This is a genomic window from Oryzihumus sp. JJN4-3R (assembly GCF_057747915.1).
On the sequence record NZ_CM173229.1, the window covers coordinates 1,289,169 to 1,302,963 of the forward strand.

General features: G+C 74.3%; 16 protein-coding genes. 3 read left to right on the forward strand and 13 right to left on the reverse strand.

Annotated elements, in window-relative coordinates; translation table 11 throughout:
- Positions 1–101: 101 nt before the first annotated feature.
- From AC3ANM_RS05795 to AC3ANM_RS05850, 12 genes are all read right to left on the reverse strand, one after another.
- A complete protein-coding gene (locus tag AC3ANM_RS05795; RefSeq protein WP_488287196.1) occupies positions 102–383 on the reverse strand; it encodes an acylphosphatase in 282 nt (93 codons plus the stop codon).
- Positions 380–2,320 carry a M3 family metallopeptidase gene (locus AC3ANM_RS05800; protein ID WP_488287197.1) on the reverse strand — a complete coding sequence of 647 codons (1,941 nt, stop codon included), beginning with the start codon at positions 2,318–2,320 and terminating at the stop codon, positions 380–382. The genes AC3ANM_RS05795 and AC3ANM_RS05800 overlap by 4 nt, the downstream gene beginning before the upstream one ends.
- A 41-nt stretch (positions 2,321–2,361) precedes the next feature.
- Positions 2,362–3,255 (reverse strand): bifunctional DNA-formamidopyrimidine glycosylase/DNA-(apurinic or apyrimidinic site) lyase, encoded by an 894-nt coding sequence (gene mutM, locus AC3ANM_RS05805; RefSeq protein WP_488287198.1) that lies wholly within the window; start codon positions 3,253–3,255, stop codon positions 2,362–2,364.
- Positions 3,248–4,039, reverse strand: a complete 792-nt coding sequence (gene rnc / locus AC3ANM_RS05810; protein ID WP_488287199.1) for a ribonuclease III — start codon at positions 4,037–4,039, stop codon at positions 3,248–3,250. The genes mutM and rnc overlap by 8 nt, the downstream gene beginning before the upstream one ends.
- A gap of 14 nt (positions 4,040–4,053) precedes the next feature.
- The gene (gene rpmF, locus AC3ANM_RS05815; RefSeq protein ID WP_141789000.1) at positions 4,054–4,248 is read right to left on the reverse strand and encodes a 50S ribosomal protein L32; all 195 of its coding nucleotides are present in this window, start codon (positions 4,246–4,248) and stop codon (positions 4,054–4,056) included.
- A 1-nt stretch (position 4,249) separates the two neighbouring features.
- Positions 4,250–4,825 carry a YceD family protein gene (locus AC3ANM_RS05820; protein ID WP_488287200.1) on the reverse strand — a complete coding sequence of 192 codons (576 nt, stop codon included), beginning with the start codon at positions 4,823–4,825 and terminating at the stop codon, positions 4,250–4,252.
- Between the two features lie 123 nt (positions 4,826–4,948).
- Positions 4,949–5,566, reverse strand: coding sequence for a hypothetical protein (locus AC3ANM_RS05825; protein WP_488287201.1), 618 nt, complete (start codon positions 5,564–5,566; stop codon positions 4,949–4,951).
- A 1-nt stretch (position 5,567) separates the two neighbouring features.
- Complete coding sequence (gene coaD / locus AC3ANM_RS05830) at positions 5,568–6,068, reverse strand: pantetheine-phosphate adenylyltransferase (RefSeq protein ID WP_488287202.1); 501 nt, start codon at positions 6,066–6,068, stop codon at positions 5,568–5,570.
- A 123-nt stretch (positions 6,069–6,191) separates the two neighbouring features.
- The gene (locus tag AC3ANM_RS05835) at positions 6,192–6,752 is read right to left on the reverse strand and encodes a hemerythrin domain-containing protein (RefSeq protein WP_488287203.1); all 561 of its coding nucleotides are present in this window, start codon (positions 6,750–6,752) and stop codon (positions 6,192–6,194) included.
- Positions 6,753–6,843: 91 nt separating this feature from the next.
- Complete coding sequence (gene rsmD / locus AC3ANM_RS05840; protein WP_488287204.1) at positions 6,844–7,428, reverse strand: 16S rRNA (guanine(966)-N(2))-methyltransferase RsmD; 585 nt, start codon at positions 7,426–7,428, stop codon at positions 6,844–6,846.
- Between the two features lie 8 nt (positions 7,429–7,436).
- Positions 7,437–9,659, reverse strand: a complete 2,223-nt coding sequence (locus tag AC3ANM_RS05845; RefSeq protein WP_488287205.1) for an ATP-dependent DNA helicase RecG — start codon at positions 9,657–9,659, stop codon at positions 7,437–7,439.
- A gap of 3 nt (positions 9,660–9,662) precedes the next feature.
- Positions 9,663–11,369, reverse strand: coding sequence for a DAK2 domain-containing protein (locus tag AC3ANM_RS05850; RefSeq protein ID WP_488287206.1), 1,707 nt, complete (start codon positions 11,367–11,369; stop codon positions 9,663–9,665).
- A gap of 222 nt (positions 11,370–11,591) precedes the next feature.
- On the opposite strand from AC3ANM_RS05850, the gene rpmB reads away from it, so the two are divergent.
- Positions 11,592–11,786: a 50S ribosomal protein L28 gene (gene rpmB / locus AC3ANM_RS05855; RefSeq protein ID WP_141789007.1), complete on the forward strand. Its 195-nt coding sequence runs from the start codon at positions 11,592–11,594 to the stop codon at positions 11,784–11,786.
- A 152-nt stretch (positions 11,787–11,938) separates the two neighbouring features.
- Here the strand turns inward: rpmB and AC3ANM_RS05860 are convergent, their stop codons facing one another.
- Entirely contained in the window at positions 11,939–13,039 is a 1,101-nt protein-coding gene (locus AC3ANM_RS05860) for a thiamine-phosphate kinase (RefSeq protein ID WP_488287207.1), read from the reverse strand.
- A 4-nt stretch (positions 13,040–13,043) separates the two neighbouring features.
- Between AC3ANM_RS05860 and AC3ANM_RS05865 the strand changes: the two genes are divergently transcribed.
- Positions 13,044–13,277, forward strand: coding sequence for an Lrp/AsnC family transcriptional regulator (locus AC3ANM_RS05865; RefSeq protein ID WP_488287916.1), 234 nt, complete (start codon positions 13,044–13,046; stop codon positions 13,275–13,277).
- Positions 13,278–13,342: 65 nt separating this feature from the next.
- Positions 13,343–13,777 (forward strand): DUF3515 family protein, encoded by a 435-nt coding sequence (locus AC3ANM_RS05870; protein ID WP_488287208.1) that lies wholly within the window; start codon positions 13,343–13,345, stop codon positions 13,775–13,777.
- The last annotated feature ends 18 nt before the right edge of the window (positions 13,778–13,795 follow it).

Here is a 13,795-nt window from a genome sequence, read left to right on the forward strand (position 1 = left end):
GATGGGGTCCGGGGACTGCGACCGACGCTGCCCCCTCGACCCAGAGTGACACCGCCATCGCCGCAGGTCAACGGCACGACCCCCGGCCCCAGGCGCCCCGCTCACCGTTCGTGGAACCCGGAGAGCCCCTCCCGCGGCACCCCGTGCTGGACCGCCACCGACTCGACCCGGCCGGGTCGCCGGTGCCGGCTCGGGGACTCCCGCAGCAGCGTCTCGAGCGCCGCGACGGCCTCCTCAGTGCCCTGGGCGACGACCTCGACGCGGCCGTCCACGGTGTTGCGGGCGTGCCCCACCAGGCCCAGCTCGAGGGCCCGGGCGCGGGTCCACCAGCGGAAGCCGACGCCCTGGACCTGCCCCCGCACGAAGATGACCGCCCGGATCATGCCTGCGGGGCCTCCTCCAGCCAGCGACGGAACGCCTCGGCGTTGTAGGGCCGGCCGAGGAAGTCCTCGACGAGGTCCGCGGCGTCCTTGCTGCCCCCGGCGGCAAGGATGTGGTCGCGGTAGCGGCGGGCCGTCTCCGGGGCGAAGAGATCCGCCGCGTCGAAGGCCGAGAACAGGTCCTTGGCGATGACCAGGCTCCACATGTAGGTGTAGTAGGCCGAGGAGTAGCCCTCGAGGTGGCCGAACGCCGCCTGGAAGTGGGTGCCCTCCATGTAGGGGAACAGGTCGTAGTGCTCCTGCAGCGAGCGCACCAGGGCCGTGGTGTCCTCCACCCGCTCGCGGTGCAGCCGGTAGGACACCGACGCGTAGAACATCTGCGTGCGGGCCTGGTAGCCCTTGCCGAAGTCGTCGGCGGCCTTCATCCGCGCCACGAGCTCGGCCGGGATCGGCTCGCCGGCGGCGTTGCGGGCGAAGGTGCGCAGCACGTCGGCGTCCCAGGCCCACTCCTCCAGCATCTGCGAGGGCGCCTCGACGAAGTCCCACTCGGTGGCGACGCCGGAGAAGCGCGCCCAGGCGTGCCGGCCGGCGAGCACGTGGTGCACCAGGTGGCCGAACTCGTGGAACAGGGTCACGACGTCGGAGTGCTCCATCAGCCCGCGGGGGAAGTTGCAGACCAGGACGCCCTCGGCCAGCTGGCGGCCGGCGATGCCGGGCTGGAGGTCGAACTGGGCGGCGTGCTTGTACTTGCCCTCGCGGGGGTGCAGGTCCAGGTGGATCCGCCCGACCGGCGCCCCCTCGAGCAGCACGTCGTAGACGGCGACGTCCTCGTGCCACGCGGGGGCGTCCTCGACCCGGCGGTACTCCAGCCCGAACAGCCGGCCGGTCACGTCGAGCAGGCCCTGGCGCACCGCGGCGAAGTCGAAGTAGGTGCGCACCTGCTGGGCGTCGACATCGAAGTTCTCGCGGCGGATCACCTCGGCGTAGTAGGAGGCGTCGGAGCCGGCGACCTGCGTGGCCTCCGGGCGGTCCTGCTGCAGCCGCGCGAGCAGCACCGCGACGTCGCGCCGCCCGGACTCCTCGGCGGCCTCGGCGATCTCGTCGATGAACTCCGCGATCGCGCTGCCGCGGGCGATCATCTTGACCTCGGCGTCGAAGTCCGGCCACCCGTCGTAGCCGAGCAGCCCGGCGTGCTCGGCGCGCAGGGCCAGCAGCTCCTGGAGCACGCCGTCGTTGGCGGGCCACGCCCGGTTGAGGAACTCCCGGCGCAGCGCCGCCCGCGCCTCGGGGTCGTGGGCGAAGGACATGAACGGGATGACGTCGGGGTAGTCGGTCGTCACCTCGACCCGGCCGTCCTCCCCCACCGGGTGGGCCTCGACCCAGTCCTGGGGCAGGCCGGCGAGCTGCTCCGGGGCCAGGTGCACGCGCCGCACGTCGTCGCGGATGTTCTTGGAGAACTGCTGGCCGACGAGCGTCTCGCGCTCGGCGAGCGCGCGCAGCCGCTCGCGCGTGGTCTCGTCCCGGTCGACGCCTGCCCGGCGGAAGTCACGCAGGGTCAGGTGCAGCACGCGGCGGCCGCCCTCGTCGAGGGCCTCGGGGTCGACCGCGGCGAGCACCTCGTAGAGCGCCCGGTCCAGGCCGAGGTCGGTGAGCAGCTTGTGCCCGGCCTGCTCGGCCGCCTCGGCCCTGCTGCGCACGGCCTCGCGCGGGTGGACCTGGCTGGTGAGGCTGGCCGCGGCCAGGGCGTTACCGAGCGCGATGCTGGCGTCGTTCCACCGCGCCATGACCTGGTCCGCCCCGGCGGACGGGTCGGCCTTGAGCTCCTCCACGACACGACGGGCCTGCTCGAGCTGGCCGTCGCAGCGCTGCTCCAGCCAGTCCTCCCAGGCCTCGTCCGCGGCGGGCAGGGTCAGCGGCGCAGGCGTCTGCGGGGTGGTCATCCCTGCACGATAGCCACGCCGGACGGAGGCGGGCAGGTGGGTCAGCGGCGCGTCGCGCGGGGTCGCGGCTGGCAGCGCGGGCAGGAGAAGGACGAGCGGTTCATGAACGCCTCGCGCCGGATCGCCGTCCCGCACCGGGGGCAGGGGCGACCCTCCTGGCCGTAGGCCGCCAGCGAGCGGTCGAAGTAGCCCGAGGCCCCGTTGACGTTGACATAGAGGGCGTCGAAGCTCGTGCCACCCTGACCGAGCGCCTCGCTCATCACGTCGGTCGCGTGGTCGAGCAGCCGGCCGAGCGCCGGCCGGGTCAGCGTCGCCGCCTCGCGCTCGCCGTGCACCTGCGCGCGCCACAGGGCCTCGTCGGCATAGATGTTGCCCACCCCGGAGACCAGCCCCTGGTCGAGCAGGGCCCGCTTGACCGCCGTATGCCGTGCCTTCAGCCGCGCGACGACCGCACCGCGGTCGAAGGCCGGTTCGAGCGGGTCCGGGGCGATGTGCGTGATCGTGGAGGGCACGCCCCACGGGCGTGGCTGGGAGGTGGGGTCGGGCACGAGGTCCGCGAGCGCCATACCGCCGAAGGTGCGCTGGTCGACGAAGCGCAGCTGGGGCCCCTCGTCGTGGAAGTCGAACGTGGCGTGCAGGTGCTTCTCGCGCGGGGCGTCGGCCGGCTCGACGAGCAGCTGGCCGCTCATGCCCAGGTGCACGATGAGGGCCTGGCGATGGCCGTCCGGGGCGCTGAGGACGAGCCAGAGGTACTTGCCTCGGCGCTCGGCGGCCTCGACGGTGTTGTCGGTCAGCCGGGCGGCCAGATCGGCCGGGCCGGGCACATGCCGGCGCGCCACGCGGGCGCCCAGGAAGCCGGCCGAGTCGATCCGGCGGCCGACGACGTGGTCGGCCAGCCCCCGTCGGACGACCTCGACCTCGGGGAGCTCAGGCATCCACCGGGGTGGCCGCGGCCTCGGTCTCCGGGCCCGGCTCGCGGGAGGCCGTGGGCCCGCCGTTGAGCTCGGCCCAGGCGCGCTCGGCGGCCTTCTGCTCGGCCTCCTTCTTGCTGCGCCCCACGCCCTCACCGAGGGTGCGCTCGCCGACGACGGCGCGAGCGGTGAAGACCTTCTCGTGGTCGGGGCCCTCCTCCGTGACGCGGTACTCGGGCACGCCGAGGCCGCTGGAGGCGGTGAGCTCCTGCAGGCTGGTCTTCCAGTCCAGGCCGGCGCCGAGGCTGGCCGAGGACCGCATCAGCGGGTCCAGCAGGTGGTGCACCAGCGCGCTGGCCGCCTCGAGCCCGGCCGAGAGGTAGACGGTCCCGATGACCGCCTCCATCGTGTCGGCGAGGATCGAGGCCTTGTCGCGACCGCCGGTGCTCTCCTCGCCCCGCCCGAGCTGGAGGTAGTCCCCCAGGCCGATGGCCCGGGCGACGTCGGCCAGGGCACGCATGTTGACCACCGCGGCCCGCAGCTTGGCCAGCTGGCCCTCGGGCAGGTCGGGGTGGTCGGCGTAGAGCGTGTCGGTGACGACCAGGCCCAGCACCGAGTCCCCGAGGAACTCGAGGCGCTCGTTGTGCGGGAGGCCACCGTTCTCGTAGGCGTACGAGCGGTGGGTGAGGGCACGCACAAGCAGCGGCTCGTCGATGTCCGTGCCGACCACCTCACGGAGGTGTTCGACCAGACCGTCGACGGGCCGCTGCGTCGCGCCGTCCCCCTTGGGGGGCTGGGACGAAGTCACGCGTGAAGGGCTTGTCAGCCCTGGTGCTCGGTGCGCTCCGCGACGCCGTAGTGGCGACCGGCGTAGGTACCGCAGGACGGGCACGCGATGTGCGGCTGCTTGGGGGCAGAGCACTGCGGGCACGCGGTCAGCGTGGTCGCCGTCGTCTTCCAGTTCGCGCGACGCGAACGGGTGTTGGAGCGCGACGTCTTCCGCTTCGGGACAGCCACGTCAGTTCCTTTTCTCTTCGGTACCGCTGTTGGTCAAGTTCTGCAGGGCCGCCCACCGGGGGTCGAGCACCTCGTGGTGGTGGTCCGGGTCGTCCGCGAGCTTGGCTCCGCACTCGGAGCACAGCCCGGGACAGTCCTCCCGGCACACCGGCTGGAACGGCAGGGCGGGCACCACTGCGTCCCGGAGCACGGGCTCGAGGTCGAGCAGGTCGCCCACGAGCACGTACTCGTCGGCCTCGTCGTCGTCGGGCGCCACCTCGTGGTGGTGCTCCGCGCGATCGGCGTAGGCGAACAGCTCCTGGAACCCTACGTCGACCGGCTGGTCGACGGGGTCCAGGCACCGCACGCAGGCGCCGGTCGCCGTGGCGCGGGCCGAACCGGTGACGAGGACACCCTCCACGACGGACTCCATGCGCAGCTCCAGCTCGACGGGCTGGCCGGGCGCCACGGCGATCACGTCGCTCCCCAGGTCCTCCGGGGCCTCGATCGTCCGTGACAGCTTCGCCATCGAACCGGGTCGGCGGCCGACCTCCTTGGTGTCGAACACCAGGGGGTGGCGCGGGTCGAGTCGGGTCATGGCTCCGTTGCGTGCAGGTCGTCCAGTGGCGCGTGCGCGTCACAGGCTCGGCCCCCATCCGTGCTTGGACGAGGACCGACGTATGAGGTTACCGGAGGGTGGACCCCGCACCCAAATGCGGTGCTAGTGGGTCCGCGCAGGCGCGTTGGCCGGCGACGCGGCGCCCTGCTCCTCGCCCGCCACGTCGTCATCGCCCTCCGGCGTCCGGGCCGGCAGGTCGCGCACGGCACTGAACGGCTCGGTGAGCGGGTCGGCGTCGGCCTCGGCCTCGGCTGCCGCGCGGGCCAGGTCGGCCTCCCGGCGGGCCGCGAGGCGGTCGCGGCCGTTGCCGACCTGCGCGGCGAGCTGGCCGAGCACCACCTCGAACTCCCCCAGCTTGCGGTCGACGTAGTCGTCGGCGTCGCTGAGCAGCCGGGTCGCCTCGGCCCGCGCCTCGGCGACGACGGTCGCGGCGCGCTCCCGGGCCGCCACCAGGACGTCGGTCTGCTCGAGCAGCTGCTCCCGCTCGGCATGGGCGTCCTCGAGGAGCTGCCGCGCCTGCGCCTCCCCCGAGGCGACGATGGCGTCGCGGTCGCTGAGCAGCGCGTCGGCGTGCTCGAGGTCGGCCGGCAGCGCCGCTCGCAGCTCCTCGAGGTCCTCGAGGAGCTCGGCCCGGTTGACGAGGCAGGACGCCGACATCGGCATGGCCTTGGCCTCGCGCACGGTGGCGGTGATCCGGGCCAGCCGGTTCTGGACGTCCATGTCAGCTCCCCTCGGTGGGCCTCAGCCGTGCGTGCAGCGCCGCCCGGGTCTCGTCGTCGACCAGCCCGGTGATGTCCCCGCCCAGCGCCGCGACCTCCTTGACCAGGGAGCTCGAGACGTGCTCGAACCGCGGGTCGCCCGGGAGGAACACGGTCTCGACCCCGGTGAGGTGGCGGTTCATCAGCGCCATCGGCAGCTCATAGGCGAAGTCGGTGCCGCTGCGCAGGCCCTTGACGATGGCCTGGGCGCCCACCTCGTGGCAGACGTCCACGAGCAGGGTGCTGGCGAACGCCTCGATGCGCAGGTTGGGCACGTCGGCCAGCGCCGCCTTGAGCAGCTGGAGGCGCTGCTCGACCGGCAGGGTGCCGGCCTTGGCGGGGTTGTGCAGCACCGCCACGACAACCTCGTCGTAGAGCGCCGCCGCGCGACTGATGACATCGACGTGACCCACGGTCACGGGGTCGTAGGACCCGGGACAGACGCAGCGGCGCACGGTGCTCACGTCACCGAACCTAGCAGCGGGCCCGGGGTGTCGAGGCTCACCCCGGGACTACTCGCCGGATGCCGTGTGCGCCCTGACGCACCCCGGGCCCGCCGCGCCGCGGCCCCCTCGGTCCGCGCCGGCTCACTCCCCGGAGTCGTCCCCGTCGTCCTCGAGCTTGCCCTCCTGCTCGGCCTGCTCCACGAGTCGGCGGACGTTGTCCACCGAGCCGGGTCGCTCGTCGAGCAGGGCGTTGCGGGCTTGTGCGAACTGCGCGCCGAGCTCGGCCCGTGCCGCCTCGGAGACGTCGGTGCGGGCGGGGTTGAGGATCGTCTGCTCCTCCTCCCCGATGTGGTGCATCAGCGCCTTCTGCAGCTCCTCGACCGCGTCGTCGAACTTCTGGGTGTCGGTGCCCTTGCACTCCAGCAGGGCGAGCAGCTTCTCGTTGCCCTCGGCATGCTCGTGCTCACCGTGCTCGGCCTCGTGGGTGCCGATGGCGTCCTTGCGCACGAGCTTGGGGTAGACGTGCTGCTCCTCCGCCTCACCGTGGGCGATGAGGGCGTCGGCCAGGGCCTCGCGGGCGGCCTCACGATCGGCGGTCGCGTCGCGAAGCTGGCGCAGCAGGTCCTCGAACAGGCGGTGGTCGTCGAGGATCAGCTGGACCACGTCGCCGGCGGTCGGGCGCGGGATGTAGAGGTTCGTCATGGCCGAAGCATTACCCATGGCCCTGCTCCGGAAACGCCGGCGACACGACGTGGGACGGCCCATCGGGCCGCGCCGGCGGGGTCGACCCGGGTCAGGCCACCTCGGGGTCGCCGGCGAAGTCGGCGAACCACATCTTCGTCTCCCCGTAGCGTCGCTCCCCCGCCTCGTCCAGGCCGGCCGGCCAGCGGGGCTCCGGCGACCGGGCCGACCGCTCGACGACGACGAGTGCCTCGGGGCTGAGCCAGTCGTGGGTGACCAGCAGCTGAAGGACGTCGCCGAGCGCCTCCTCGGTCACGTCGTAGGGCGGGTCGGCCAGGACGAGGTCGTAGCGACCCACGGACGGCGCCGGCCCGGACAGCAGGGCCCGCTCGACCGTCTCGGCCCGGACGGTGACGCCGGGCAGACCGAGGTCGGCGATGTTGCGGCGCGCCACGGCGGCCGCGCCCCGGGCGGACTCCACGAGCAGCACCGTGGCCGCCCCGCGGCTGGCCGCCTCGAGGCCGAGGGCGCCGGAGCCGGCATACAGGTCCAGGACGTTGGCGCCGTGGACCACGTCGAGGTGCTCGAGGCGGGAGAAGAGCGCCTCCCGGACCCGGTCGCTCGTCGGGCGGGTGCCACTGCCCGGCGGTGTCTGGATCCTGCGACCGCCGGCACGGCCGCTGATGATGCGCGTCACGGGGTTGCTCAGCCTCGTTCCAGGTAGGCGGCCTGCTCGTCGTCGAGCGCGGCCGTGATGCGGTCCCGCAGCGTCGGGTGCTGCGCAAGGTGGGGGTCTGCCCGGACCAGGGCCACGGCGTCCTCGCGCGCCTGCAGGATCAGGTCCTCGTCGCGCAGCAGGCTCAGGTGGCGCAGCGCCCGGCGGCTGCCGCTCTGGCGCGCGCCCAGCACGTCGCCCTCACGGCGCTGGGTGAGGTCGAGGCGGGCCAGCTCGAAGCCGTCGGTGGTGTCGGCCACGGCCGTGAGCCGCTCCATCGCCACCTCGGCCTCGGAGTCGGTCATCAGCAGGCACAGGCCCGGCGCGCTGCCCCGGCCCACGCGGCCGCGCAGCTGGTGCAGCTGGGAGACGCCGAAGCGCTCGGCGTCCATGATCACCATGACGGTGGCGTTGGGGACGTCCACGCCGACCTCGATGACCGTCGTCGCGACCAGGACGTCGGTCTTGCCGGCGGCGAAGTCACGCATCACGGCGTCCTTGTCCTCCGGGGCCAGGCGGCCGTGGAGGACCCCGATCGACAGGCCCTCCAGCGCCGGGTTGGCGCGCAGCTCGGCCTCGACGGCGTGCACGCTGCGCAGCTCGCGCGCCGGGCCGGTCGTCTCGTCCTGCTCGTCCGGCTCGGCCAGCTCGACGCCGTCGTCGGAGGCGTCGGGGCCGCCGGCCGGACCACCGGGGCCGGCCGCCTCGTCGGCGTCACCGATGCGCGGGCACACGACGTAGGCCTGGTGCCCCTGGCGCACCTCCTCGGCGACCCGCTCCCAGGTGCGCTGGACCCAGCCGGGCCGGGAGCCCGGGACGACGTGGGAGGCGATCGGCGAGCGGCCCCGGGGCAGCTCGGACAGCGTCGAGGTCTCCATGTCGCCGAAGACGGTCATGGCGACGGTGCGCGGGATCGGCGTGGCCGTCATGACCAGCATGTGCGGGGGCTGGGCGCCCTTGCCGCGCAGCGCGTCGCGCTGCTCGACGCCGAAGCGGTGCTGCTCGTCGACGACGACGAGGCCGAGGTCGAAGAAGCCGACGGTGTCCTGGATGAGCGCGTGGGTGCCCACGACGATGCCGGCCTCGCCGGTCTGTGTCTCGAGCAGGGCGCTGCGGCGGGCGGCCGTGGACTGGCTGCCGGTCAGCAGGGCGACCCGGGTGCCGACCTCGCTGCCCCCGAGCATGCCGCCCTGGGCCAGGTCGCCCAGCATCGCCGTGATCGAGCGGTGGTGCTGGGCGGCGAGGACCTCGGTCGGGGCGAGCAGCGCCGCCTGGCCCCCGGAGTCGATGACCGAGAGCATCGCGCGCAGGGCGACCACGGTCTTGCCGGAGCCGACCTCGCCCTGGAGGAGGCGGTGCATGGGGTGGGTGCTCGCGAGGTCCTCGGCGATGGTCTCCGACACCGCCCGCTGCCCGGCGGTCAGCTCGAACGGCAGCCGGGCGTCGAAGGCCTCGAGCAGGCCGCCGGGCCGTGGCACCCGGGCGGTGGTGCGCAGGTCCTCGTTGGCGAGCCGGCGCTGGGCGAGGACCGTCTGCACCGTGAACGCCTCGTCGTAGCGCATCCGGCGCAGCCCGGCGTCACGCTCGGCCCAGCTCTCCGGCAGGTGGAGCATGCGGTAGGCCTCCCGCAGCGGCGGCAGGTCGCGGTGCTGGCGCACCTCCTCCGGCAGCGGGTCATCCACCTCGTCGAGGACGTCGAAGACCATCCGGACCGTCTTGGCGATGGTCCACGAGCGCAGCCCCGGGACGTCGAGGTAGACCGGGACCAGCCCGGTGTAGGTGCCGACCGCCTCGTCGACGGTGTCCTCGTCGACGAGCTCGTAGTCGGGGTGGTCGAGCTGCCACTTGCGCCCGAACCGCTTGGCCCGCCCGGCGAACAGCCCGACGCGACCCGGCCGCAGCTGCTGCTCGTGGTAGCCCGCCCGGGCGAAGAAGGAGATCGACAGGTCGTTGGTGCCGTCCGTGAGGACCACCGTGAGCATGTGGCCCTTGCGCTGGCGCATGGAGCGTGTCTGGGCCGAGCGCACCCGGGCCACGACGACGGTGTCCTCGCCCTCGTGCAGCCGGCTCAGGTCGGTCGGCTGGCTCAGGTCGCGGTAGCGGCGGGGCAGGAAGTCGAGCAGGTCGCCGACCGTCCTCAGGTCACGCCCCTTGGCCAGCTTGGTGGCCGCCCCGCTCACGACCCGGGACAGCGGCGTGGAGGTGTCGACCACGGCTCACTCCACCCCGAGCAGGAGCGGGTATGCCGGCTGGCCGCCGGCGATGACGCTCACCTCGACGTCGCGGCGGCGGACCCGCGCGGCCGCTGCGACGGCCTCGCCGAGGTCGGCCGGGGCCTGCTCGCCGGTCACGACCGTCAGCAGCTCGCCGCCACTGGCCAGCAGCCGCTCGACGACGTCGCCCCCCACGGCGCCGAGGTCGTCGCCGATCGCGACGACGTCGCCGTCGACGACCCCCAGGACGTCACCCTCCCGGCACCAGCCGGCGCTGGTCAGCGCCTCGCGGTCGGCGACCGTGACGGCGCCCTGCCGGGTCGCCGCCGCGGCGCTGCTCATGGCCAGGAGGTTCTCGCGCACCCCCGTGGTGGGGTCGAAGACCGCGAGCGCCGCGATGCCCTGGACGGCGGCGCGGGTCCTGACGACGTGGACCTCGATGCCCTCGTCGGCGGCGACCCGGGCCGCGGCCTGGGCGGCGAGCCGGGTGTCGGCGTCGTTGGGCAGGACGAGCACGGCCAGGGCGTGGGTGCGCCGCACCGCATCGAGCAGCTGCCCGGTCGAGGCGCGCCGGCCGGGCCCGCTGTCCACGACCTCGGCGCCGGCCTCGCGGAACACCGCGGCCAGGCCGGGGCCGGGGGCGCAGGCCACCACGGCGACCGGCGTGACGGCCGCCAGCGCGGCCGGCTCCCCGCCCTCCCGGGCGGCCCGGTCGGTGAGCAGCGTGACCCGGATCCGGTGCGGCCGCCCGGCCTCGATGCCGGCCTCGATCGCGGCGCCGACGTCCTCGGTGTGCACGTGGACGTTCCACAGGTCGCCGCCGCCGACGACGAGGACGGAGTCACCGAGGGCGTCGAGCCGCCGGCGCAGGGCCCGGACCGCCTCCTCGTCGCTGTCGGCGAGGAGGAACATCACCTCATGGCCCGGATCCCCGACCGGCTCCGCGGCACCGTGCCCGACCAGCCGGTGGGCACTGCCGTGGCCCGGGCCCGGCAGGGCGGCACCCTCGAGCGGGTGCGGCGCCGGCTCGGCGCCGGTGACCACCCGCTCCAGCGCCTCGAGCAGCAGGACGTAGCCGGCGCCACCGGCATCGACCACGCCGGCAGCCTCCAGCGCCGGGAGCTGGGCCGTCGTGGCGGCCAGCGCGTCGCGGGCCGCGGACAGCGCGTCCGTCACCACGGCATACAGGTCGGAGCCGGTGGCCACGGCTTTCTCCGCGGCCGCGGCGGCCGCGTCGCCCACCGACAGGATGGTGCCCTCGACCGGCCGGCTGACGCTGTCGTAGGCCAGCTCGCTGGCCCGCCGCAGGGCGTCCGCGAGCTCGCCCGGGCCCAGCCCGCACGGGTCCTGCCCGGTCACCCGCGCGACGACCTCGCTGATGCCGCGGACCATCTGGCTGAAGATCACGCCGGAGTTGCCGCGGGCGGCCAGCAGCGTCGAGCGCGCCAGGGCGGCGGCGTCGGCGGCGAGCGACGCCTCCCCCTCGGAGGCCCGGGCGGTGCTGTCCGAACGCGCGGCGTCGAGCGCGGCGTCGAGGGTGAGGTAGAGGTTGGTGCCGGTGTCACCGTCGGGGACGGGGAAGACGTTGAGCGCGTCGAGCTCGCTGCGCCGCGCCGCCAGGGCAGCGCGCGCCGTGACGGCCCACCGGCGCGCGGCGACCGCGTCGATGCGCGCCAGCCGGCTCTCGGGACCGGGCCCGACCTCGCTCATGCACACCTCCTCGTCAGCCGTGAGGGTAGCGGGGCTGTGCGACGATGGGCTCCCGCCCGCCGGTGGCACGCCGAGCGTCCCACGCGGTCCGGGTGGCGCATTTTGGTCGCAGGGTCCGCCTCGGCTACTCTTGACCGGTTCCCCGGGTCGGCTCACCATCGAGCGCTGCCCTCGGGGAGCACCCGTACTTCCGATGTATCAAACGAGTTCAGGAGATCACCCGTGGCTGCCAACTGCGATGTCTGCGGCAAGGGACCGGGCTTCGGTCACAACATCTCGCACTCGCACCGCCGCACCAAGCGTCGCTGGAACCCCAACATCCAGCGCGTGAAGGCTCTGGTGGGCGCGGCCGGTGTGACCCCGAAGCGTCTCAACGTCTGCACCTCGTGCCTCAAGGCCGGCAAGGTCAAGCGCTGACCAGCGCCCCTGCCGCCTGACCCCAGGCACTCGACGAAGGCCGGTCCCGTGAGGGGCCGGCCTTCGTCATGCCCGAACACTGCGTGCCCGTCCACTGCGTGCCCCGCCCGCTGCGTGCCCGCCCGTCCCGGACGCGGGCGACGCGGCCGGTCTCACCCCGCGAAGTGGTCCCACCCGCCGGGCCCCTGCGGGCTGCCGTCGAGGGTGACCCCCGCGCCGGCGTGGACGCGGCCGACCCGGCGCCAGCCGTCGGGCAGCTCGACCGAGGCCGGGAAGCAGGCGAGCAGGGAGTGCTCCTCGCCGCCGGTGAGGACGCACTCCCAGGCGGTCTCCTCCCCCACGGCCGGCGCCAGCGCCGCGACGTCGGGCCGCAGCAGCTCGCGGTCGAGGTCGATTCCCACGCCGCTGGCCGCCGCGACCCGTCCGGCGTCGCGCACGAGGCCGTCGCTGAGGTCGAGCATGGCGCTCGCGCCCGCCCGCGCGGCCAGCGGACCCTGCGCGTAGGCCGGTCGCGGGCGCAGGTGCCAGGCCACCAGCTCCGGGGCCGTGTCCGCGGCGCCCCGCTCCAGCAGCTGCCATCCGGCGTGGGAGTGCCCGAGGCTGCCCGAGACCGCGACGACGTCACCCTCCCGGGCGCCGGATCGCAGCACGGGCTCGCGGCCCTCGAGGTCGCCGAGCGCCGTCACGGAGACCACCAGCATCCCGGGCGGGGCCGAGGACAGGTCGCCACCGACGACCGGCGCACCGGCCTCCCGGGCGGCCTCGGCCAGCCCGGTGGCGAAGTCGTGGACCCAGGCCAGCTGTGTGGCGGGGTCGGCGATCAGCGTGACGAGCAGGCCGGTCGGCACCGCGCCCATCGCGGCCACGTCGGCGAGGTTCTGCGCCACCGTCTTGGCGCCGACGTCGGCGCCGGTGGACCAGTCGTCGCGCCAGTCCCGGTCGCGCACCATCGCGTCGGTCGTGGCGACCACGCTGCCGCCGGGCGCCGACACCAGCGCCGCGTCGTCACCGGGCCCGAGCAGCACGCCGTGGCCGCCCGGCAGCAGCGGGAAGATGCCGGCGAGCAGCTCGGACTCGCTCACCTCGGCGAGCGTGGGTCCGCCGGAACCGTTGTGATCCTTGACCACTCGTCGACCTCCTGCTGGGACGAAACCTGCGTCGGCACGGTAGCGTCTGCGGTGTCCGGAGCCACCTCGGCCCCGGACCAGGTTTCCTCGGGACGCGCCTGCGTCCCGGCCAACCCTTGGAGGCATCGTGGTGGTCCAGGCCTACATCCTGATCCAGACCGAGGTGGGCAAGGCTGCCACCGTCGCCGAGGCGATCGCCGGCATCTCCGGGGTCACCCTGGCCGAGGACGTCACCGGCCCCTATGACGTCATCGCCCGTGTCGAGGCCCGCAACGTCGACGAGCTGGGCAAGCTCGTCATCGCCAAGATCCAGGACGTGCCCGGCATCACCCGCACCCTGACGTGCACGGTCGTCCACGTCTGACCAGACTGCTCGTCCCGCGTATGGCGGCCGGTCGCCCGAGGCGACCTGGCCGCCATACGCGTTGTGTGGCAGTGCTGTCCGCGCTGGGGGTGGTGCTGACGCTGCCTGCCTGCTCTCGGGCCCTGGAGGTCACGGTCGCGCCCGAGGCCGGCTCGGCGGCCTGCCGGGCGGCTGCGGCGAGGTGGCCGGCGACCGTCGGGAACCAGGGGCGCGTCGACACCACCTCCGACTCCCCCGCCGTGCGCGCCTGGGGCGACCCGGCGGTGATCGCGCGGTGTGGGGTGGCCCCGCCCGGGCCGACCACCGACCAGTGCCTCGACGTCTCCGGCGTGGACTGGGTGGCGCACCGGCTCACCGACGGCTACCGGTTCACCACCTACGGGCGGACCCCGGCGATCGAGGTCCTGGTGCCGTCGCAGTACTCCCCGGAGCCGTTGCTGCTGCCTGCGTTCGGCGCGGCCGCCCGGGCGATCCCCCAGGGCACCCACCGCTGCCGCTGAACCCGGGCCCGGGCGGTC

Excerpts from the sequence above, each read along its gene's own strand:
- AC3ANM_RS05795 (WP_488287196.1), bottom strand. The coding sequence starts at position 383 with ATGATCCGGGCGGTCATCTTCGTGCGGGGGCAGGTCCAGGGCGTCGGC.
- AC3ANM_RS05860 (WP_488287207.1), bottom strand. The coding sequence starts at position 13,039 with ATGCCTCCAAGGGTTGGCCGGGACGCAGGCGCGTCCCGAGGAAACCTG.
- AC3ANM_RS05800 (WP_488287197.1), bottom strand. The coding sequence starts at position 2,320 with ATGACCACCCCGCAGACGCCTGCGCCGCTGACCCTGCCCGCCGCGGAC.
- AC3ANM_RS05825 (WP_488287201.1), bottom strand. The coding sequence starts at position 5,566 with ATGGACGTCCAGAACCGGCTGGCCCGGATCACCGCCACCGTGCGCGAG.
- AC3ANM_RS05835 (WP_488287203.1), bottom strand. The coding sequence starts at position 6,752 with ATGACGAACCTCTACATCCCGCGCCCGACCGCCGGCGACGTGGTCCAG.
- AC3ANM_RS05820 (WP_488287200.1), bottom strand. The coding sequence starts at position 4,825 with ATGACCCGACTCGACCCGCGCCACCCCCTGGTGTTCGACACCAAGGAG.
- mutM (WP_488287198.1), bottom strand. The coding sequence starts at position 3,255 with ATGCCTGAGCTCCCCGAGGTCGAGGTCGTCCGACGGGGGCTGGCCGAC.
- AC3ANM_RS05850 (WP_488287206.1), bottom strand. The coding sequence starts at position 11,369 with ATGAGCGAGGTCGGGCCCGGTCCCGAGAGCCGGCTGGCGCGCATCGAC.